The following is a 19,503-nucleotide window of genomic DNA, read 5'->3' as shown; positions in this document are numbered from 1 at the left end:
AATCTGATATGAGGCCTTTTTTTGGGGTATTGCCAGAGATAGGTTATTTACATATGCTAGAGCTGATATACATGTAATGTTTTTGACCTAAAAATCAGTACCATCCATCGACCACACTCTCAATGTTACGCAATATTTTGAAGCTTATTAGTCTATTCAGGCCGATTGTATTTTATAAAAAATCTATATTTAATCTCGGCATTGAATACCATCGACGATCTTCACTACGAAAATTTGTAGTAGGTTATTAAGTCGGACACGGATGGATCTATTGGAGTAAATTGTCAGTGTTCGCGGGCCCCTCTCATACATAGATTCATGCTGGATTCTGTAGCAGTGACATCTGACACTGATCATCAGATCATCATCCTTAGACTATCAGCACCGAAAATGAAGCATCGCATAATAAATTAGATGACGAATTATTCTGTCAATGATAATGAATTACTTTTTGATGATTTTTTATGCGTCACACAGAGGATAATAAACCCGGATTTGTACGGTTGGCTGGTCAGTGATCATCCGATGATTATTTCATCGGAAAGTTTTTTGCCAGTTAGTAGTATTAAGCCCAGTTCTAATAAACCATCCCATGGATCGCTGGCCAACCCTTCGACAGTTAAGCCTTTGACTTGACGGTCCAGTAGTGTGGCCAGAAACAAAGCGTTATGCAGCGACACTGGCGTGACTCTTTGCACTGCTTGCCTAATCCAGAGCTCTCGAGGTCCCCATACGCGATATTCACGTAGTAGCGTTGTTAATGGCATTCCCTCCGACATGCGGTAAAAAATACGGGATAGCGTACGGACCTCCTCGGTTAATGCCCATAACACAAGTTGTACAGCTTCTCCCTGGCCACGCAACCCTTCGAGCATACGAGTGAGTCGTTGTATATCGCCTGCCAACACTACTTCCTTGAGTTTAAAAACGTCATAGCGGGCGACATTTAGCACAGCATCTTGCACAGAAGTAAATGTAAGCTCACCTTTAGGATAGATTAGCCCTAGTTTCTGTATTTCCTGATGAGCGGCGAGTAAATTTCCTTCAATTTGATCTACGATAAACTGTAAAACACGACGCCCGTCATCTCCTGCAGGGACACGTTGGCCTTGTGCCATGAGACGTTTTTCAATCCAATCTGCTAAGTTTTCTCGATCAACGGGCTCGATTTTGATTGTGATGCCAGCCTGATTTAGAGCGCTAAACCAGTCAGATTTGGTTGCTGCCGCATCGAGTCTTGGCAAAGTCACAATAGTTAGTACATCTAGCTTTACATTTTTCGCATGGGCTACTAATGCAGATCCTCCATCACGACCAGGCTTTCCAGCAGGTACACGCAACTCAACTAACTTGCGATTTCCAAATAGAGACATGGATTGCTTAGCGTGAAAGAGATTTCTCCAGTCGAAGCCTCTGTCAACTAATAAGACCTCGCGATCGGTGTAACCCGCAGCACGAGCAGCGGCACGCAACTGATCAACAGTTTCTTGTACTAACAAGTGTTCATCACCGTAGATCGTGTAGATTGGTGCCAACGTCTTAGCGAGATGTGTGACGAGCGCGCGAGGTTGAAGTTGCATAATACGAGCTTCTGGAAATTAGTTTCCCAGAAGTGTAGGCAAGACCTTAACTGATTCCAATCGACGGATGATTTGATCAACTGTGGCGCGCATCATATCACGATAAAGTAATATTGACTCTGTATCACGTGCCGCTGCTTCAGAATCGCTATATGGCAAATTACGGCTCATTGTGATTTGACTGCGTTCGATGATTGGTCTGCCATCGGGCGTAACTAGCTGAAACTCCGTGGTACTACGCAACTCATATTCACGTGTTTGGACCGCTGCATTTAAACTGAGCGGTTTGCGTGTTTCCGATATACTTAGAATTTCAAGTCTGGCATCGGCATTTTGTGGGGTATCAACAACGATAGTACTGCGGCTGCCATAGCTAATGTTACGAGTAATATCGAGCGCTAACTGTCTGTTTGACGTCATGATGTACAGGCGTTTGAAAGCATACTCCTTAGCATTGCGCATTTGAAAACCGCATCCATGCAGACCCAAGACGCTAGTGAATGCTACGATTTGGCTGAGGAAGCCTCGACGAGAAAGACTAAAATATTCGCTCATTTACGCCGTCTTCATGAAATTACTAAATTGACCAGACGTCCAGGCACAATGATGACCTTCTTCTGTGTCATACCTTTGCTAAACTTGATTGTCATTTCGTGTCCAAGTGCTGCCTGCTCGATGCTTTGTCGTGATGCATCCCTTGCAATTTTAAGCGATCCCCGTACCTTGCCGTTGACTTGTAAAATCAACTCGATTTCTGCTTGTATGAGAGCACTTGTATCGACTTCTGGCCATGTAGTATCTAGTAGTTCGCCAGACTGTCTGTCATAGCCTAGCGCAGTCCACAAGCCATGTGTGATATGGGGAACCATCGGGTACAATATGCGAAGGAGAATACCGTAGCATTCCCTCATCACACCGGCACCTGAGGTACGGTGATCATTTTCGATAGCGTTTAGCATTTTCATCGCCGCTGATACGACCGTGTTGTATTGTGCGCGCTGGTAATCGTAATTCGCCTGTTTGAGTAGGGTATGAATTTTACGGCGTAGCGACTGGTCTGTTGGATTTGTGGTATCGATATACACATCAGTTGCTGATAATAGTGTGGCATTCGATTGGCCAAAATTCCACAGGCGTCGCAAGAAGCGACTTGCACCATCAACTCCTGACTCCGACCACTTTAGTTGCTGCTCAGGTGGCGCGGCAAACATCACGAACAGCCGAGCTGTATCAGCACCGTATTGGTTAATGAGGGATTGTGGATCTACACCATTATTCTTCGATTTCGCCATCTTCTCGATTTCACCAAGTACTATCTCTTGACCGTCAAGTGAAAGGCTTGCACTTATCGGACGCGCTTTATCATCGAAATGTACATTTACCTCAGATGGATTGAACCATGTTTTTTTGCCTGACATGTCTTCGCGGTAATATGTTTCATTGAGTACCATGCCTTGCGTAAGCAGATTCTTGGCGGGTTCTCCGAAACTCACCAACTTCATATCTCGCATGACCTTGGTCCAGAAACGCGAATAGAGCAAATGGAGAATCGCATGCTCGATGCCACCGATATACTGATCCATCGGCATCCAGTAGTTGGTGCGCGCGTCAACCATAGTATCTGCATCTGGACACGTGTAGCGTGAGAAATACCATGACGAATCGACGAAGGTGTCCATCGTATCGGTTTCGCGGCGTCCTGGTTTATGACACTTTGGACAAGTGCAGTTTAGGAATTCGATCGATGTGGCGAGCGGGTTACCAGTACCATCTGGTACGAGGTTTTCTGGCAATACTACCGGCAAATCTTTCTCTGGTACTGGAACAGCACCACATGCATCGCAATGGATGATTGGGATTGGCGTACCCCAATAACGTTGGCGAGAAATACCCCAATCACGCAGCCGGAACATTACTTGCTTTTTGCCTAGACCTTTAGAATTCAGATCAGCTGCAATCGTGTCGATTGCAGCGTGATAGTTCAGCCCATTGTACTTACCACTGTTGATGCATAATGTTGCTTCTTTATCTCCATACCAAGCTTGCCAAACCTCTATAGAAAATTCTTTTCCAGGGACTGTAATAACTTGTTTGATCGGTAGATTGTACTTATGCGCAAACGCAAAATCACGTTCATCGTGCGCTGGCACGCCCATTACGGCGCCTTCACCGTAGCTCATCACCACGTAGTTGCCGATCCATATTTCAATTGATTCACCTGAGAGTGGGTGTGTGACAAAAAAACCGGTCGCAATACCCTTTTTTTCCTGTGTCGCGATGCTGGCTTCGGTGACTCCTCCTTGTTTACATTCATTAATGAAGGTTTTTAACTCAGGCTTATCTTCGGACAGGCGTTTAGCCAATGGATGCTCGGTAGAAATTACACAAAAGGTTACGCCCATGATCGTATCGGCACGTGTGGTGAACACATACAATAACTTTTGTTCGCCGTCGAGCGTATATGGAAAGCCGAAAGTCACGCCAAAGCTTTTACCAATCCAATTTTGTTGCATCACCTTGACGCGTTCAGGCCAATCAAGCTTATTTAAATCTTGTAGTAGGTCATCTGCATAATCGGTGATACGCATGTAATACATTGGGATTTCACGCTTTTCTACCAATACTCCTGAACGCCAACCCCGACCATCAATTACCTGTTCGTTGGATAGAACTGTCTGGTCGACGGGATCCCAATTGACGATACCCGTTTTTAGATACACGAGTCCCTTTTCTAGCATTTTTAGGAAAAACCACTGATTCCATTTGTAGTACTCAGGCTTGCAAGTTGCCAATTCTCGGGACCAGTCGATTGCGAAACCCATCGCATTCATTTGCTTCTTCATGTAAGCGATGTTCTCGTAAGTCCATTGCGCAGGAGGTACACCATTAGCCATCGCAGCATTTTCTGCTGGCATACCAAAGGCGTCCCAGCCCATCGGCATCAAGACGTTGTAGCCACGCATGCGAAGGTGGCGATACATTACATCGTTTATGGTGTAGTTACGCACATGGCCCATATGCAGCTTACCCGACGGATATGGCAGCATTGAGACACAATAAAACTTTGGTTTTTCCGAACATTCGTTGATTTTATAAGCATCGATTGCCTGCCAGTGTGATTGTGCTGCGGCTTCGACATCAGCTGGAACATATTTTTCTTGCATGATCGGTTCGGGATGAGATTCAGTTCGATATATCCCTCTGTCAATCTCGCGCTATGGCGAAACAGATCGTATTAGGAGAAAATTTGTGAGAAGTTTTTCATTATACCTCCCCGTCGCGGAGAAAAAGCGAAAGAGAGATTGCATGACGGATGCGGTATCCGGCGAAAATTGGAGGCCACTCATACTGCTGCTGTTCGAAGTTAACGTAGCCCCAGTACGTCCTGCATGTCAAATACACCCACTGAACGAGTTGCCAAGAATCGCGCTGCATACAGTGAGCCTTGCGCATACGACAATCGACTCGAGGATTTATGAGTAATTTCGATTCTCTCACCAAGACCAGCGAATAGGACTGTATGATCGCCAATGATGTCGCCGCCACGGATCGTCGAAAAACCAATGGTCGACGAAGCACGTTCACCAGTAATTCCTTCGCGGCTATAAACAGCGCATGTTTTTAAATCTCTCCCAAGCGCGTTGGCCACGACTTCTCCCATATGCAAAGCTGTGCCGGATGGTGCATCGACTTTGTGACGATGATGAGCCTCAACGATTTCGATATCGTAAGAATTATTCAAAATTTTCGCAGCTACTTCGAGCAACTTGAAAGTTGCATTCACCCCGATGCTCATATTTGGTGCGAAGACCAACGCCAGATTTTTTCCAGTCTCTTGCAGTCGTTCCTTCTGCTTTTCGGAAAAGCCAGTGGTGCCAATAATCATTTTCACCCCATACTTTTCAGCAACAGGGAGATGTGTTAGTGTGCCATCTGGACGTGTAAAATCGATTAAAAACTCAGCTTGTCGAAGTGCGACATCGACATCACCTGTAACAGTTATTCCAGTTTTTTGTCCCAGAAACGCACCAGCATCTTCACCTATTGCGCTGCTATTTGGGCGATCAAGCGCGCCGACTAATTTAGCATCGTTTGCAGTAAGAACCGTTTCAATTAGCATTCGCCCCATCCGACCGGAGGCACCAGCAATGGCAATTTTCATCATTATGCGTGTCGACCTTTAGTGAAATCTATACGAACTCGTTGGGGGACCTCCATCCGCCAAGGGTAGAATGACCTGATGATGGTTATTGACTACCACTGCTGGCCCACGTTCATTTGGCTTTTATCCATCAATTTCCTGTATCAAGTCATACTCAGATGGCAATTTTTCGCCGCCAGTCCATTTCGCCAAGGCATTACCTTTGAAATAGGTTGTTAAGTGACGTCTTTCTAAGGTAGATGCATTGTTTCGCTTGAAATAGAAAACATAGTACCAGTGGTTAGCATGAAACATATCAATTAACAGCGGCGTACCAAGCAATTCACGTACTTGATCACGTGTCATACCCGGCTTGAGCTTTTCATAAGCTTCCCTCGAGACGAAGTTGCCCTGAACGATGTTGATACGATATGGGGTGACGGCACTGATCATCTTTGTGCTGATATTATCGTAGGTCGAGCAACCAGCCATAAATAAAAGTACTATAGCCCCAAAGACGGTAAGAGAGGAACGCAAATTTAACTCATCAAAAAATTGTAGCAAAATCCACCCTCTCTTTGCTCAGTTCTTACCGAGCAAAAAAAGAAATTATGTGATTAAGGGTGTATTGTACTCCAGGGGAGTAGGGTAATGCTGAATCATTTGGATCTAAAAATATCCCTATTTTTACACCGAAATTGCATACCATCAAAAAATCATGTCATTAGAGTAAAGCTTGTATCCAAGCAAGGTTTTACTTGGATACAAGCTTTGATGTTAGGATAACGTTTGTATTGCGATAAAAAACTCCTCAAAAGCAGTATTAGACGGGCTTTTTCCGAGCTATCCAATCCTTTTCAGATTTTTCATCGCCAAAAAATGGCTTAGTGTGAAGTCTCGCTTTATTCTCAGGAACAACAGATTTCCTAATTTCGAAAGGGCTTTCCCCTAATGCCGTAGGGAACGGCAAACCTTTTAGCAAGTAGTACTTGCCTAAAAAAGTATAAAATTATTCGGCGATTATTGTTAGTTTGGGACGTTATGCGTCATAGACTGGTTTTTTGAATTATAGATTGTTTGGCATCTGACAGAAACTTCTATGTATTCTGTGTGTGCTTATAGTTACTAAAAAACAGATCTAGGAAATTATTAATACATTCTCAATTCTTTATTTTTTAGAGGAATTTCTTTTTTCTTTTTTGTTCGTTTTATGACACATGAACAGATAATATGTTTTTTCATGAATGGAGATTTTCGAAGAACACATAAGATCTATTTAAACATGCCCAGTGTGCAGGAGTTTGGTTTTATATGTGACGTGGCTACGCAATGGGATAAAAAACTCAACTTCAAGGAAAAAATCGGTTGCGGTTTAAAACCACAACCGATAAAACGAAGCGTCTACTCCGCAGTCGCGGCTTCTTCCGAAGCGGATTGTGGAAGGAATGCTTCTTCTAGCGCAATCTGATTGTGACGCTCGCGATCCGATGTTTCACGTGCTTTACGGGCTTTGTGATAGGCTAAGCCGGTACCTGCCGGAATCAAACGACCGACGATGACGTTTTCTTTCAAACCTCGCAGGTCGTCTCGTTTTCCCATGATTGCGGCTTCCGTCAATACTCTTGTTGTTTCCTGAAAAGATGCTGCAGAGATGAAGGAATCTGTGGATAGTGATGCTTTCGTAATCCCAAGTAAAACGTTCGCGTAGTCAGCCGGACATTTTTCTTTAGCTTTGACTGCGTCATTCTCGTCAAGCATGTCGGAGCGTTCTACCTGCTCACCGGTGATGAATCGGGTATCACCTGAATCAATGATCTGTACACGCCGCAACATTTGGCGAACAATCACCTCGATGTGTTTGTCATTAATCTTGACCCCTTGTAAACGATAGACGTCTTGTACTTCGTCGACGATATAACGTGCCAATGCTTCCGTTCCTTGTAATCGGAGGATATCGTGTGGATCGGCTGGACCATCCACAATCATTTCGCCTTTGTTCACAACCTGACCGTCATGAACTAGCAATTGTTTTTCCTTTGGAATGAGGAATTCATGCTGGTTACCATCGAGATCAGTAATCACAAGACGCTGTTTACCCTTGGTGTCCTTGCCAAAGGATACTGTACCCGTTACTTCCGCTAAAATACCAGCATCTTTTGGTACGCGCGCTTCGAAAAGTTCTGCTACACGCGGTAGACCTCCGGTAATGTCGCGAGTCTTTTGTGATTCGGTTGGAATACGCGCAAGTACTTCACCGATATGCACGTGCTGACCATCTTTAACAGTGATGAGCGCACCAACCTGAAAACCGATTGTTACAGCATGATCGGTACCGGGGATTTTGACTTCTTCATTTTGTTCATCAAGCAACTTGACCTGTGGCCGTACGTTCTTCGATGTCGACCCACGATGCTTCGGATCTATTACGACTAAGGTGGAAAGACCGGTCACATCGTCGATTTGCTTAGCAACCGTAACACCTTCCTCGACATTCTCGAATTTTACAAGCCCACTATACTCAGTAATGATCGGACGCGTCAGCGGGTCCCATGTAGATAGCTGGGCACCTGCCTTCACTTGTACGCATTCTTTTTGAAGTAACGTTGCACCATAAGGCACTTTATGCCGTTCACGTTCACGCCCATGGTTGTCCGTGATCAAGATTTCACCTGAGCGAGAAATCACGATTTGTTCGCCCTTCCCATTGGTTACATAACGCATAGTGCTTGTGAAGCGAACCGTACCGTTTGATTTAGCTTCAATTGCTGAAGCGATGGCGGCACGAGACGCTGCTCCTCCAATATGGAAGGTACGCATCGTTAGCTGCGTACCAGGCTCACCGATGGACTGAGCTGCGATCACGCCAACCGCCTCACCGACGTTCACGCGTGTACCACGGCCTAGGTCGCGGCCGTAACACTGTGCACACAAGCCGTAGCGGGTATCACAGGTAAGTGGCGTGCGGACGCGTACTTCGTCTACGCCCTTGGCTTCAATTTCTTCCACAGCATCTTCATCGAGTAGAGTGCCGGCTTCGAACAACGTGGTTTGTGTTTCAGGATCTACAACATCTGACACTACGACACGACCTAAAATACGATCACGCAGTGCTTCGACGACTTCACCACCTTCAACCAAGGCCTTCATCGCTACACCATTTCTGGTACCGCAATCGTCTTCGACCACAACCAGATCCTGTGTTACGTCGACTAAACGACGAGTCAAGTACCCCGAGTTTGCCGTCTTCAATGCAGTATCGGCGAGACCCTTACGTGCGCCGTGTGTTGAAATGAAGTACTGCAAAACATTCAGTCCTTCGCGGAAGTTTGCAGTAATCGGTGTCTCGATAATTGAGCCATCCGGTTTGGCCATCAAGCCACGCATCCCAGCAAGTTGACGGATCTGTGCACTCGAGCTCCGTGCACCTGAGTCAGCCATCATGTAAATAGAATTAAATGATTCCTGTCTCACCACTGCTCCGTCATGGTCGACTGTCTCTTCTGTCGACAGTTGCTCCATCATCGCTTTACCCACCGCTTCACCAGTTGCACCCCAAATATCGACAACATTGTTGTAACGTTCTTGAGCCGTGACTAGGCCTGACATGTACTGACGGTCGTACTCTTTCACCTTCTTTGAAGCCTCGCCGATGATCATTTCCTTCTGGACCGGCACAAGCATGTCGTCGACACAAATCGAAATACCAGCACGCGTAGCCAGTTTGAAGCCAGATTGCATCAACTTATCGACGAAGATCACAGTTTCACGTAGGCCACAACGGCGGAATGCCGTATTAATTAACTTCGAGATTTCCTTCTTTTTTAAGGACTTATTCAGCATAGAGAAGGGTAATCCTGGAGGCAGGATCTCTGAGAGTATCGCTCGGCCGACCGTTGTTGCATAAAGAGTAATTTTCGGTATCTTTTCAGATGTTTCGGTATTGATTGTGTATTCTGTGATGCGGACATTCACGCGTGAAGTGAGTTCTACTTCCCTGTTGTCGTAGGCCCGTAGTACTTCTGAAATATCGACAAAAGATAGCCCTTGTCCTTTACCATTGATTTTTTCACGTGTGGCAGCATAGAGACCTAGCACGATATCCTGTGATGGCACGATCGACGGATCACCGTTCGCGGGGAACAGTACATTGTTTGATGCGAGCATGAGCGTACGTGCTTCCATCTGTGCTTCCAGCGATAGCGGTACGTGAACGGCCATTTGGTCACCGTCGAAATCGGCGTTAAAGGCAGCACAGACTAGTGGATGTAGCTGAATTGCCTTACCTTCGATTAACATGGGCTCAAACGCTTGTATTCCAAGACGGTGTAGCGTTGGCGCACGGTTGAGCATGATTGGATGCTCACGGATCACCTCTTCCAGGATATCCCATACAACTGGTGTTTGGTTTTCGACTTCTTTCTTGGCTGCTTTGATGGTGGTGGCTATGCCCATCAATTCCAGCTTGTGAAAAATGAAAGGCTTGAAGAGTTCAAGCGCCATCAGTTTAGGTAAACCGCACTGATGAAGCTTGAGTGTTGGACCCACGGTAATGACGGAACGACCAGAATAATCAACTCGTTTACCGAGCAAGTTTTGGCGGAAACGACCACTCTTACCCTTGATCATATCAGCTAAAGATTTGAGTGGTCGCTTGTTCGCGCCTGTCATAGCTTTACCTCGACGCCCATTGTCTAGCAGTGAGTCGACGGACTCTTGTAGCATGCGTTTTTCATTACGCACAATGATGTCGGGTGCTTTGAGCTCGAGCAGACGCTTCAGACGGTTGTTACGGTTGATAACGCGACGATAAAGATCGTTTAAATCCGAGGTTGCAAAGCGACCACCGTCCAGTGGTACTAGTGGGCGAAGCTCGGGCGGAAGTACTGGAAGGACTTCGAGCACCATCCATTCGGGTTTAATACCGGAGCGCTGGAATGCTTCTAGTACTTTTAAACGCTTAGCGTATTTCTTGATCTTGGCCTCTGAACCAGTCACTTGAAGTTCCGCTCTTAAACGATCAACCTCCGAATCAATATCGATTGAACGCAGCAGCTCGCGCACGCCTTCTGCACCCATTTCGGCACGGAATTCATCACCATACTCTTCGACCTTAGCATAATAATCTTCTTCCGTCATGATCTGGCAGCGTTTGAGCGGTGTCATACCTGGGTCTAGGATCACATAAGCCTCGAAGTATAATACGCGCTCGATGTCACGTAACGTCATATCGAGCACCATGCCCAGCCGTGACGGCAGGGATTTCAAGAACCAGATATGTGCCACTGGTGAAGCGAGTTCGATGTGGCCCATGCGTTCACGACGGACCTTCGTCAGAGTTACTTCCACACCACATTTCTCGCAGATCACACCGCGATGCTTCAGCCGTTTATACTTACCACATAAGCACTCGTAGTCTTTGATTGGGCCAAAGATCTTGGCGCAAAATAGACCATCACGCTCGGGTTTAAAAGTGCGGTAGTTGATTGTTTCCGGCTTTTTTACTTCACCGAACGACCACGAACGGATCTTATCCGCTGAAGCTAGACCAATTTTGATCGCGTCAAACTGTTCGTCTTGTTGAACTTGCTTGAATAGATCGAGCAAAGCTTTCATTGCTTTCTCCAATTTGCCTGCGCGCGATTACTCGCTTGCGAGGTCGATATCAATACCGAGCGAACGGATTTCCTTCACCAATACATTGAACGATTCCGGCATGCCGGCATCGATCACATGATCACCCTTCACGAGATTCTCGTACACTTTAGTTCGACCTGTTACGTCATCTGACTTCACAGTCAGCATTTCCTGTAGCACGTATGATGCACCGTAAGCCTCTAGAGCCCACACTTCCATCTCACCGAAGCGTTGACCACCGAACTGGGCTTTGCCACCTAACGGTTGTTGTGTCACGAGCGAGTATGGACCCGTTGAACGTGCATGCATCTTATCGTCAACCAAATGGTGCAACTTCAACATATGCATAAAACCTACGGTGACAGAACGTTCGAAAGCTTCGCCTGTGCGGCCATCATGCAACGTAACCTGGTTTTTTGACTTTGTCATACCGAGTTCCTTCGCAATGTCATCGGGATACGCGAGATTTAACATGCGCCCGATTTCTTCTTCATGAGCACCATCGAACACTGGTGTGGCAAATGGCACACCATTTTTTAGGTTACGCGCTAGCGTCATAATTTCGTTGTCGGAGAACCCTTTGATGTCTTCCTGATTGCCGCTCTCGTTATAGATTTTCGTTAAGAATTTACGTATCTCTTCCACTTGCGTTTGACGCTTTAGCATTTCGCCAATACGCCAGCCTAAACCCTTGGCTGCCCAGCCTAAATGCACTTCGAGCACTTGCCCCACGTTCATTCGTGAGGGCACACCTAGCGGATTCAAAACAATGTCAACAGGACGACCATCAGCCATGTACGGCATATCTTCAATAGGCACAATTTTTGATACAACACCTTTGTTACCATGACGTCCAGCCATCTTATCACCTGGCTGCAGCCGGCGTTTGACCGCTAAGTGTACCTTCACCATTTTCAAGACGCCACGGGGTAGTTCATCGCCTTGAGTTAATTTCTTGCGCTTTTCTTCGAAAGCCAGGTCGAATTGATGACGTTTTTGCTCGATGGATTCTTTCATTGCTTCGAGCTGTTCCGCTGCATCGTCTTCCGAGACGCGTATATCAAACCAATAATAACGATCCAAATCAGCTAAGTATTCTTTGGTGATTTCTGTACCTTTAGCCAACTTCTTTGGACCTCCATTAGCATTCTTGCCGACGAGGAAACGCTCCAGGCGTTCAAAAGCATCACTCTCTACAATACGTAGCTGATCGTTCAGATCAAGACGGAAACGTTTTAGTTCATCGTCGATAATCTGTTGTGCACGCCTATCACGCTCGATACCTTCACGTGTAAACACTTGCACGTCGATGACCGTGCCGCTCATCCCTGAAGGGACCCGCAACGAGGTATCCTTTACGTCCGATGCTTTTTCACCAAAAATAGCACGCAGCAGTTTTTCTTCCGGTGTCAGTTGAGTTTCACCTTTTGGAGTTACCTTACCAACTAGGACGTCACCTGCCTCGACTTCAGCACCTACGTAGACAATGCCCGCCTCGTCGAGACGGCTCAACTGAGCTTCTGCCAGGTTCGAGATATCACGCGTGATGTCTTCGGGTCCGAGCTTCGTGTCACGAGCGACAACATTGAGTTCTTCTATATGGATTGACGTGTAACGATCTTCTGCTACTACGCGCTCTGAAATCAGGATGGAATCCTCAAAATTGTAGCCATTCCAGGGCATAAAGGCGACTAACATATTCTGACCCAACGCTAACTCACCTAGATCGGTTGATGCGCCGTCAGCGATGACATCCCCACGAGAAACCTTGTCACCCACTTCGACGATTGGACGTTGGTTGATATTGGTGTTTTGGTTGGAACGTGTATATTTAATGAGGTTGTGGATCTCTACACCGACTTCACCAGCTTGGGCCTCATCATCGTTCACACGAATGACCACGCGGCCAGCATCGACGTAATCGACTACTCCTCCACGAGAAGCTTGCACCGTTGTGCCTGAGTCTACTGCCACGGTGCGCTCAATGCCTGTACCAACCACAGCCTTTTCAGGACGCAAGCAAGGTACTGCCTGACGCTGCATATTTGAGCCCATTAAAGCGCGGTTCGCATCATCGTGTTCCAAGAAAGGAATTAGTGATGCTGCCACTGACACGATCTGCGACGGTGCGACATCCATGTATTGGACACGCTCGGGTGTAACCATCATAGTTTCACCTGCTGCACGTGACGAAACTAATTCATCGACGAGCATACCATTGTCGTTCACCGTCGCATTTGCCTGAGCGATAACATAGCGACCTTCTTCAATTGCTGATAGATATTCAATTTGATTGGTCACTTGGCTGTCTAGCACCTTGCGATAAGGTGTTTCTAGAAAACCATATTCATTTAAGCGAGCGTACAGCGCTAGGGAGTTGATTAGGCCAATATTTGGACCTTCAGGTGTTTCAATAGCGCAAACACGTCCGTAGTGTGTTGGATGTACGTCTCGCACTTCAAAGCCAGCACGTTCACGGGTTAAACCGCCTGGCCCCAGGGCTGACACACGACGCTTGTGAGTAATTTCCGATAATGGATTAGTTTGGTCCATAAACTGTGACAGTTGTGATGAACCAAAGAATTCACGAATTGCCGACGAAATTGGTTTGCTATTGATTAGGTCATGCGGCATTAGATTTTCGGATTCCGCTTGACCTAGACGCTCCCTGACCGCACGTTCAACACGTACAAGACCTGCTCGAAACTGATTTTCAGCTAACTCACCGACACAGCGTACACGCCGGTTACCCAAATGGTCAATATCATCGACTTCTCCTCGGCCATTGCGCAGATTTACAAGAATCTTAATAGTCGAGAGTATGTCGTTGTCTTCCAGAGTCATTGGTCCAAGCTCTTCTTCTCGCCCCACACGGCGATTGAACTTCATTCGACCTACTTTCGATAGATCGTAAGCTTCTGCATTGTAAAATAGACGGTTAAATAGGGCCTCCACAGCGTCTTCAGTCGGTGGTTCACCTGGACGCATCATGCGATAGATCGCGATACGTGCAGCTGTGCGATCGGTTGTTTCATCTATACGTAACGTGTTTGAAATGTACGGCCCTTGATCCAAGTCATTGGTATACAGCGTTTGGATTTCTTTGACACCACACTCACGCAGTTTGGCTAACAGACCTTCGGTGATTTCGTCGTTGGCATCTGCGATCACTTCTCCGGTATCGGCATCGATTACATTTTTTGCTAGAACATGACCTAGCATATAATCTTCTGGTACAGAGATAAACTTCGTGTCAGCGTTTTCAAGATCGCGGATGTGCTTTGAGTTAACCCTCTTGTCCTTTTGGACAATGATTTTCCCTTCGTGATCCAAAATATCAAAACGAGCAATTTCACCACGTAGACGCTCTGGTACAAACCTAACTTGTGCACCTTTTGACATTAGTGAAAGGTCATCAAACACGAAAAAGTTTGCGAGGATCTGTTCCGGCGTGAGGCCAATGGCCTTGAGCAGAATTGTGACAGGCATCTTTCGGCGACGATCAACACGAAAATACAGAATATCTTTTGGGTCAAATTCGAAATCTAACCATGAGCCACGATACGGAATAATCCGTGCAGAGAATAAGAGTTTTCCGGAGCTGTGTGTCTTTCCCTTGTCGTGTTCGAAGAAGACTCCTGGTGAGCGGTGTAGCTGTGAGACGATGACACGTTCGGTACCATTGATGACGAATGAGCCCGTCGAGGTCATGAGCGGAATTTCGCCCATATATACTTCTTGTTCCTTTATTTCCTTAACTACAGGTTTGTTTGGAGACTCCTTGTCGAGAATCACCAGACGGACCTTCGCACGCAATGCGGAGCAGAAAGTCAAGCCACGCTGTTGACATTCTTTGACGTCAAATGTTGGTGCGCCGAGAAAATAACTGACAAACTCGAGACGGGCAAAGCCATTATGAGAAACGATTGGAAAGATTGAGCTGAATGCGGCTTGTAGGCCTTCATTTTTTCGTTTTGCTGCAGGTGTTTTTTCTTGCAGAAATGCTGTGTACGAGGCGAGCTGAGTAGCCAGCAAAAAAGGCACCTTGTGTACGGTGGGACGCTTCGCAAAACTCTTGCGAATACGTTTTTTTTCGGTGAAGGAATAGTGCATTACGATCTCCGAATCACTACATTGATGCTGACGGTAGAAATCATCAATGTGTATTCATCAACTGACAACAGACGTTGCTCGATGGCGAGTTTGCCATCGAGCAACGGGGGAAGCTTGGTGGTTGGCCGCTACCAACCGCTGGCTGACGACGATGAATGGCTGTGTTGCCGATCGCCCGACCAAACCCTGCCTTCTGCAGTCGCTTCAGAAGACAAAGAAAAAATCACAAGTTTGGTGATTTTTTCTTTGACCTCTTCTTCCATATGTGAGTGATTACAAGATGAACTCCCGAAAACTATAAGTTAACTAGTATCACTTTACGATCTCAAAGAGAGTTCTCTTGAAATTTCATCCAGAAAGCGGAAAAAGGCTGACGACATACAAGAAGTCGCCAGCCTTCCTAAGGCTTGAAGTTGACTTACTTAATTTCCACTTTAGCACCAGCATCTTCGAGCTTTTTCTTTGCTTCTTCAGAAAGTGTTTTATCGACACCTTCCTTGATAACTTTCGGAGCACCATCAACCAGGTCTTTAGCTTCTTTCAGGCCAAGTCCTGTAATTTCACGCACAGCTTTGATGACAGAAACCTTGTTAGCACCGATTTCGGCCAGGATAACGTCAAATTCAGTTTGCTCTTCTACAACTGGTGCTGCTGCGACACCAGTGGTGTTGGCTACTGAGAGAGCGGCAGCCGATACACCAAACTTCTCTTCAAATGCTTTGACCAGATCGTTCAGTTCCATAACACTCATCGAACCGACAGTGTCTAGAATCTCTTCTTTCGAAATTGCCATTTTTTAAAACTCCTAAATTGTGTGCGGACCCGTAGTCAGCGATCGTGCGATGGACACCTCCGAGACTTAAGCCACCTCGGCTTGTTTTTTCTCGGCTAGGGCAGCTATGGCGCGAGCAAAACCGGAAACCGATGATTGCATGACACCCAGCAGCTTCGCGAGCAGTTCGTCGCGGCTCGGGATGGTTGCTAACGCTTGCACGCTTGCTTTGTCCATCGTTTTGCCATCGTACGAGCCGGCCTTCAAAATCAACTTGTCGTTACCCTTTGAAAAATCATTCAAGACTTTCGCAGCGGCTACGGGATCGTTTGAGATCCCGTAGATCAGGGGTCCGGTCATCTGATCAGCCAGATCAGCAAACTGCGTGTTTTCTATGGCGCGACGTGCTAACGTGTTTTTCAACACACGCAGATATACACCTTGCTGACACGCACTTGCGCGAAGCTTCGTCAGATCGCCAACCGTGATACCGCGATATTCAGCCAGTACAATGGTCTGGGCGGCGGAAATTTTCGCCGAAACCTCTGCCACGACCGCTTTCTTATCTTCTAGATTAAGTGCCACGGTTAACCTCCAAAATTAGCATCACCGAATGGTGATGCCGTTTCACCAACGGCGTCCGACTTGTTAAGAGCTTTATTGTCGTCGCTTATCGCGGCACAAATTCACTGCGTAACTTGTCTGGGTTCGCCATCTGCGTTGGCTGGCGTATTAAGGAAATATTACTCATTCCCGCCAACGGTCTTTGATAACCGGCAGTACCGACGAAAATCCGTACTACCGCCCAAAGCTTTCCCTGTGTTTTCCAAGCGATTATTTTCCGCGAGGAGCTTCATCAGAATGATTAGTTCGGATGACAAAGATTTATTACTATACGAGTATGCTAGTCAAGCTCGCCTGATCTACACGTAGCCCAATACCCATCGTACTCGACACGGCGACCTTGCGTAGGTAAATACCCTTACTCAAAGCTGGCTTAGCCTTCGTGAGTGCATCTAAAAGTGCCAACAGGTTCTGTTGAAGAGCAGTTTCCTGAAAGGAGGCACGACCGATTGTCGCGTGCACGATACCAGCTTTATCAACACGGAACTGAACTTGCCCTGCTTTGGCATTTTTCACAGCCGTAGCAACGTCTGGAGTTACAGTACCCACCTTGGGATTGGGCATTAAACCTCGCGGACCAAGTATTTGACCGAGGGTACCGACAACGCGCATTGTATCTGGTGAAGCAATCACTATATCGAAATCCATTGTGCCAGCTTTAATTCGCTCAGCTAAATCTTCCATACCCACGATTTCAGCACCAACAGCCCTGGCTTGCTCGGCCTTTTCGCCCTGTGCGAAAACAGCGACGCGAATTGACTTACCTGTACCTGAAGGCAAAACGACTGATCCACGAACTACTTGATCTGATTTCTTGGCGTCAACGCCAAGTTGTACAGCAACATCAATCGACTCATCGAACCTAGCACTTGCACATGCCTTGACTAGGGTCAAGGCATCACTGATAGAGTAAAGCTTAGTGCGATCAATTTTGGCAGCGAATGCTTTTTGGCGTTTCGAAATCTTAGTCATCACTACAGACCCTCCACCGTGATTCCCATCGAACGGGCGCTACCTGCAATGGTGCGAACTGCAGCCTCCAAATTCGAGGCTGTAAGGTCGGGCATCTTGATCTTTGCAATTTCTTCGGCTTGTATATGGGTGATACTACCAACCTTATCTGTGTGTGGCTTTGCCGAGCCCTTATCCAATTTGGCTGCTTTTTTAATCAAGACTGTTGCTGGCGGTGTTTTTAGTACAAACGTAAAGCTCTTGTCAGCAAAGGCGGTGATTACAACTGGAATTGGAAGGCCCGATTCAAGACTTTGAGTTTGTGCATTAAATGCTTTGCAGAACTCCATGATGTTGAGGCCACGCTGTCCAAGAGCCGGACCTACAGGAGGCGATGGATTGGCTTTGCCGGCAGGAATCTGTAGCTTGATAAAGCCGATGATTTTCTTTGCCATGGTTTACTCCGGAACGAATATTTGGCACATATTCGGGGTTGAGTGATAACGCGTTTTCACCAAAAAATTGACTACTGACGCTCCTCGGTGACAATTCATGCCACCATGATGAAAAAATCTGGACATTGGATCAGCTGACTAAACTCATGTTTTTTCAACCTGTCCGAATTCTAGTTCAACTGGTGTGGGTCGTCCAAAAATAGTGACTGACACCCGAAGGCGTGACTTTTCATAATGCACTTCTTCGACTGAGCCATTGAAATCTGTAAAAGGACCATCTTTGACTCGTACCAACTCACCTACTTCGAACAGTGTTTTTGGACGAGGTTTTTCCACCCCTTCCTGTATCTGAGACATAATTTTCTCAACTTCTTTTTCAGAAATTGGCGCGGGGCGGTTACGCGTCCCACCGATAAAACCTGTTACCTTCGCGGTATTTTTTACCAGATGCCATGAATCATCCGTCATATTCATTTCTACGAGCACATATCCTGGGAAGAAACGACGCTCGGTTACTGTTCTATGCCCGCTTTTAATTTCCACAACCTCTTCGGTCGGCACAAGAATTCGCCCAAATTGCGATTGCATTCCCTCACGATTGATTCGCTCTTGGAGTGCATGCATTACGTTTTTTTCCATACCAGAATAAACGTGAACGACATACCAGCGCTTTGTATTCTTTGCAGCGATATCCGTCATGTCACTTCCAGCCTAAGATGAGAGAGAATACCAGCCACTCGATCGATTTGTCAGTTAACCAAAGGTAGAGCGACATAATGAGAACGAACGCAAACACAATTGCTGTTGCTTGAGTGGCCTCTTTGCGGGAGGGCCACACAACCTTCCCAACTTCACGATATGCATCCTTCGTAAAGGACACAAAGTTTTTTCCAGGCTGTGATATCAGTGCAATGCCAGAAGCTATCAATATGGAAAAAATCAACACCCCTACACGTAAAAAAAACGCTTTTTGTGAGAGCATGTAAAATAGCATCACACCGAGAACCACAAGAATCACTGATAATGGGAGGAGTAATTTATCACGAGTGGCGCGAAAAGCTTCTACAGATGAATTAGACATTTCCAGGATATAGACAATTAAGTTTGGCAGGGGCAGAGGGAATCGAACCCCCAACCTTCGGTTTTGGAGACCGACGCTCTGCCAGTTGAGCTATACCCCTAAAATAGCAGCAGGGTCATATGACTGACCCCTAACGCGATCCAAATACGCTT

Annotated in this window: 14 protein-coding genes and 1 tRNA gene; 1 reads left to right on the top strand and 14 read right to left on the bottom strand. The window is 46.4% G+C overall.

Going from position 1 to position 19,503, the window contains the following annotated elements; genetic code table 11:
• Positions 1 to 518 precede the first annotated feature (518 nt).
• The 7 genes from holA to rpoB all read right to left on the bottom strand — a co-directional run bounded on the left by holA (position 519) and on the right by rpoB (position 15,468).
• Positions 519 to 1,580: a DNA polymerase III subunit delta gene (holA, locus tag BZL35_RS03615; RefSeq protein ID WP_106182895.1), complete on the bottom strand. Its 1,062-nt coding sequence runs from the start codon at positions 1,578 to 1,580 to the stop codon at positions 519 to 521.
• Positions 1,581 to 1,598: 18 nt separating this feature from the next.
• A complete protein-coding gene (locus BZL35_RS03610; RefSeq protein ID WP_106182894.1) occupies positions 1,599 to 2,135 on the bottom strand; it encodes an LPS-assembly lipoprotein LptE in 537 nt (178 codons plus the stop codon).
• A gap of 11 nt (positions 2,136 to 2,146) precedes the next feature.
• Complete coding sequence (gene leuS / locus BZL35_RS03605) at positions 2,147 to 4,744, bottom strand: leucine--tRNA ligase (protein WP_106182893.1); 2,598 nt, start codon at positions 4,742 to 4,744, stop codon at positions 2,147 to 2,149.
• Positions 4,745 to 4,944: 200 nt separating this feature from the next.
• Positions 4,945 to 5,742, bottom strand: coding sequence for a 4-hydroxy-tetrahydrodipicolinate reductase (gene dapB / locus BZL35_RS03600; protein ID WP_106182966.1), 798 nt, complete (start codon positions 5,740 to 5,742; stop codon positions 4,945 to 4,947).
• 123 nt (positions 5,743 to 5,865) lie between these two features.
• A complete protein-coding gene (locus tag BZL35_RS03595; protein ID WP_106182892.1) occupies positions 5,866 to 6,213 on the bottom strand; it encodes an outer membrane protein assembly factor BamE in 348 nt (115 codons plus the stop codon).
• Between the two features lie 909 nt (positions 6,214 to 7,122).
• A complete protein-coding gene (gene rpoC / locus BZL35_RS03590) occupies positions 7,123 to 11,334 on the bottom strand; it encodes a DNA-directed RNA polymerase subunit beta' (protein ID WP_106182891.1) in 4,212 nt (1,403 codons plus the stop codon).
• 27 nt (positions 11,335 to 11,361) lie between these two features.
• On the bottom strand, positions 11,362 to 15,468 hold the full coding sequence (gene rpoB, locus BZL35_RS03585) for a DNA-directed RNA polymerase subunit beta (protein ID WP_106182890.1): 4,107 nt from the start codon (positions 15,466 to 15,468) through the stop codon (positions 11,362 to 11,364).
• A gap of 46 nt (positions 15,469 to 15,514) precedes the next feature.
• Between rpoB and BZL35_RS04990 the strand changes: the two genes are divergently transcribed.
• Positions 15,515 to 15,706 (top strand): hypothetical protein, encoded by a 192-nt coding sequence (locus BZL35_RS04990; protein WP_146128575.1) that lies wholly within the window; start codon positions 15,515 to 15,517, stop codon positions 15,704 to 15,706.
• Positions 15,707 to 15,886: 180 nt separating this feature from the next.
• Here BZL35_RS04990 and rplL read toward each other — a convergent pair whose 3' ends face one another.
• The 7 genes from rplL to BZL35_RS03550 all read right to left on the bottom strand — a co-directional run bounded on the left by rplL (position 15,887) and on the right by BZL35_RS03550 (position 19,451).
• The gene (gene rplL / locus BZL35_RS03580; RefSeq protein ID WP_106182889.1) at positions 15,887 to 16,261 is read right to left on the bottom strand and encodes a 50S ribosomal protein L7/L12; all 375 of its coding nucleotides are present in this window, start codon (positions 16,259 to 16,261) and stop codon (positions 15,887 to 15,889) included.
• Positions 16,262 to 16,327: 66 nt separating this feature from the next.
• Positions 16,328 to 16,825: a 50S ribosomal protein L10 gene (gene rplJ / locus BZL35_RS03575; protein ID WP_106182888.1), complete on the bottom strand. Its 498-nt coding sequence runs from the start codon at positions 16,823 to 16,825 to the stop codon at positions 16,328 to 16,330.
• Between the two features lie 306 nt (positions 16,826 to 17,131).
• Entirely contained in the window at positions 17,132 to 17,836 is a 705-nt protein-coding gene (gene rplA, locus BZL35_RS03570; protein WP_106182887.1) for a 50S ribosomal protein L1, read from the bottom strand.
• A 2-nt stretch (positions 17,837 to 17,838) separates the two neighbouring features.
• Entirely contained in the window at positions 17,839 to 18,270 is a 432-nt protein-coding gene (rplK, locus tag BZL35_RS03565; RefSeq protein WP_106182886.1) for a 50S ribosomal protein L11, read from the bottom strand.
• Positions 18,271 to 18,414: 144 nt separating this feature from the next.
• The gene (nusG, locus tag BZL35_RS03560; RefSeq protein WP_106182885.1) at positions 18,415 to 18,969 is read right to left on the bottom strand and encodes a transcription termination/antitermination protein NusG; all 555 of its coding nucleotides are present in this window, start codon (positions 18,967 to 18,969) and stop codon (positions 18,415 to 18,417) included.
• A gap of 1 nt (position 18,970) precedes the next feature.
• Positions 18,971 to 19,351, bottom strand: coding sequence for a preprotein translocase subunit SecE (gene secE, locus BZL35_RS03555; RefSeq protein ID WP_106182884.1), 381 nt, complete (start codon positions 19,349 to 19,351; stop codon positions 18,971 to 18,973).
• 24 nt (positions 19,352 to 19,375) lie between these two features.
• A tRNA-Trp gene (locus BZL35_RS03550) sits at positions 19,376 to 19,451 on the bottom strand.
• Positions 19,452 to 19,503: the final 52 nt, after the last annotated feature.

The organism is Candidatus Pandoraea novymonadis, from assembly GCF_003004665.1.
GTDB lineage: Bacteria > Pseudomonadota > Gammaproteobacteria > Burkholderiales > Burkholderiaceae > Pandoraea > Pandoraea novymonadis.
The sequence above is the reverse complement of the archived record's forward strand: the minus strand, read 5'-3'. Positions and strand labels throughout refer to the sequence as shown.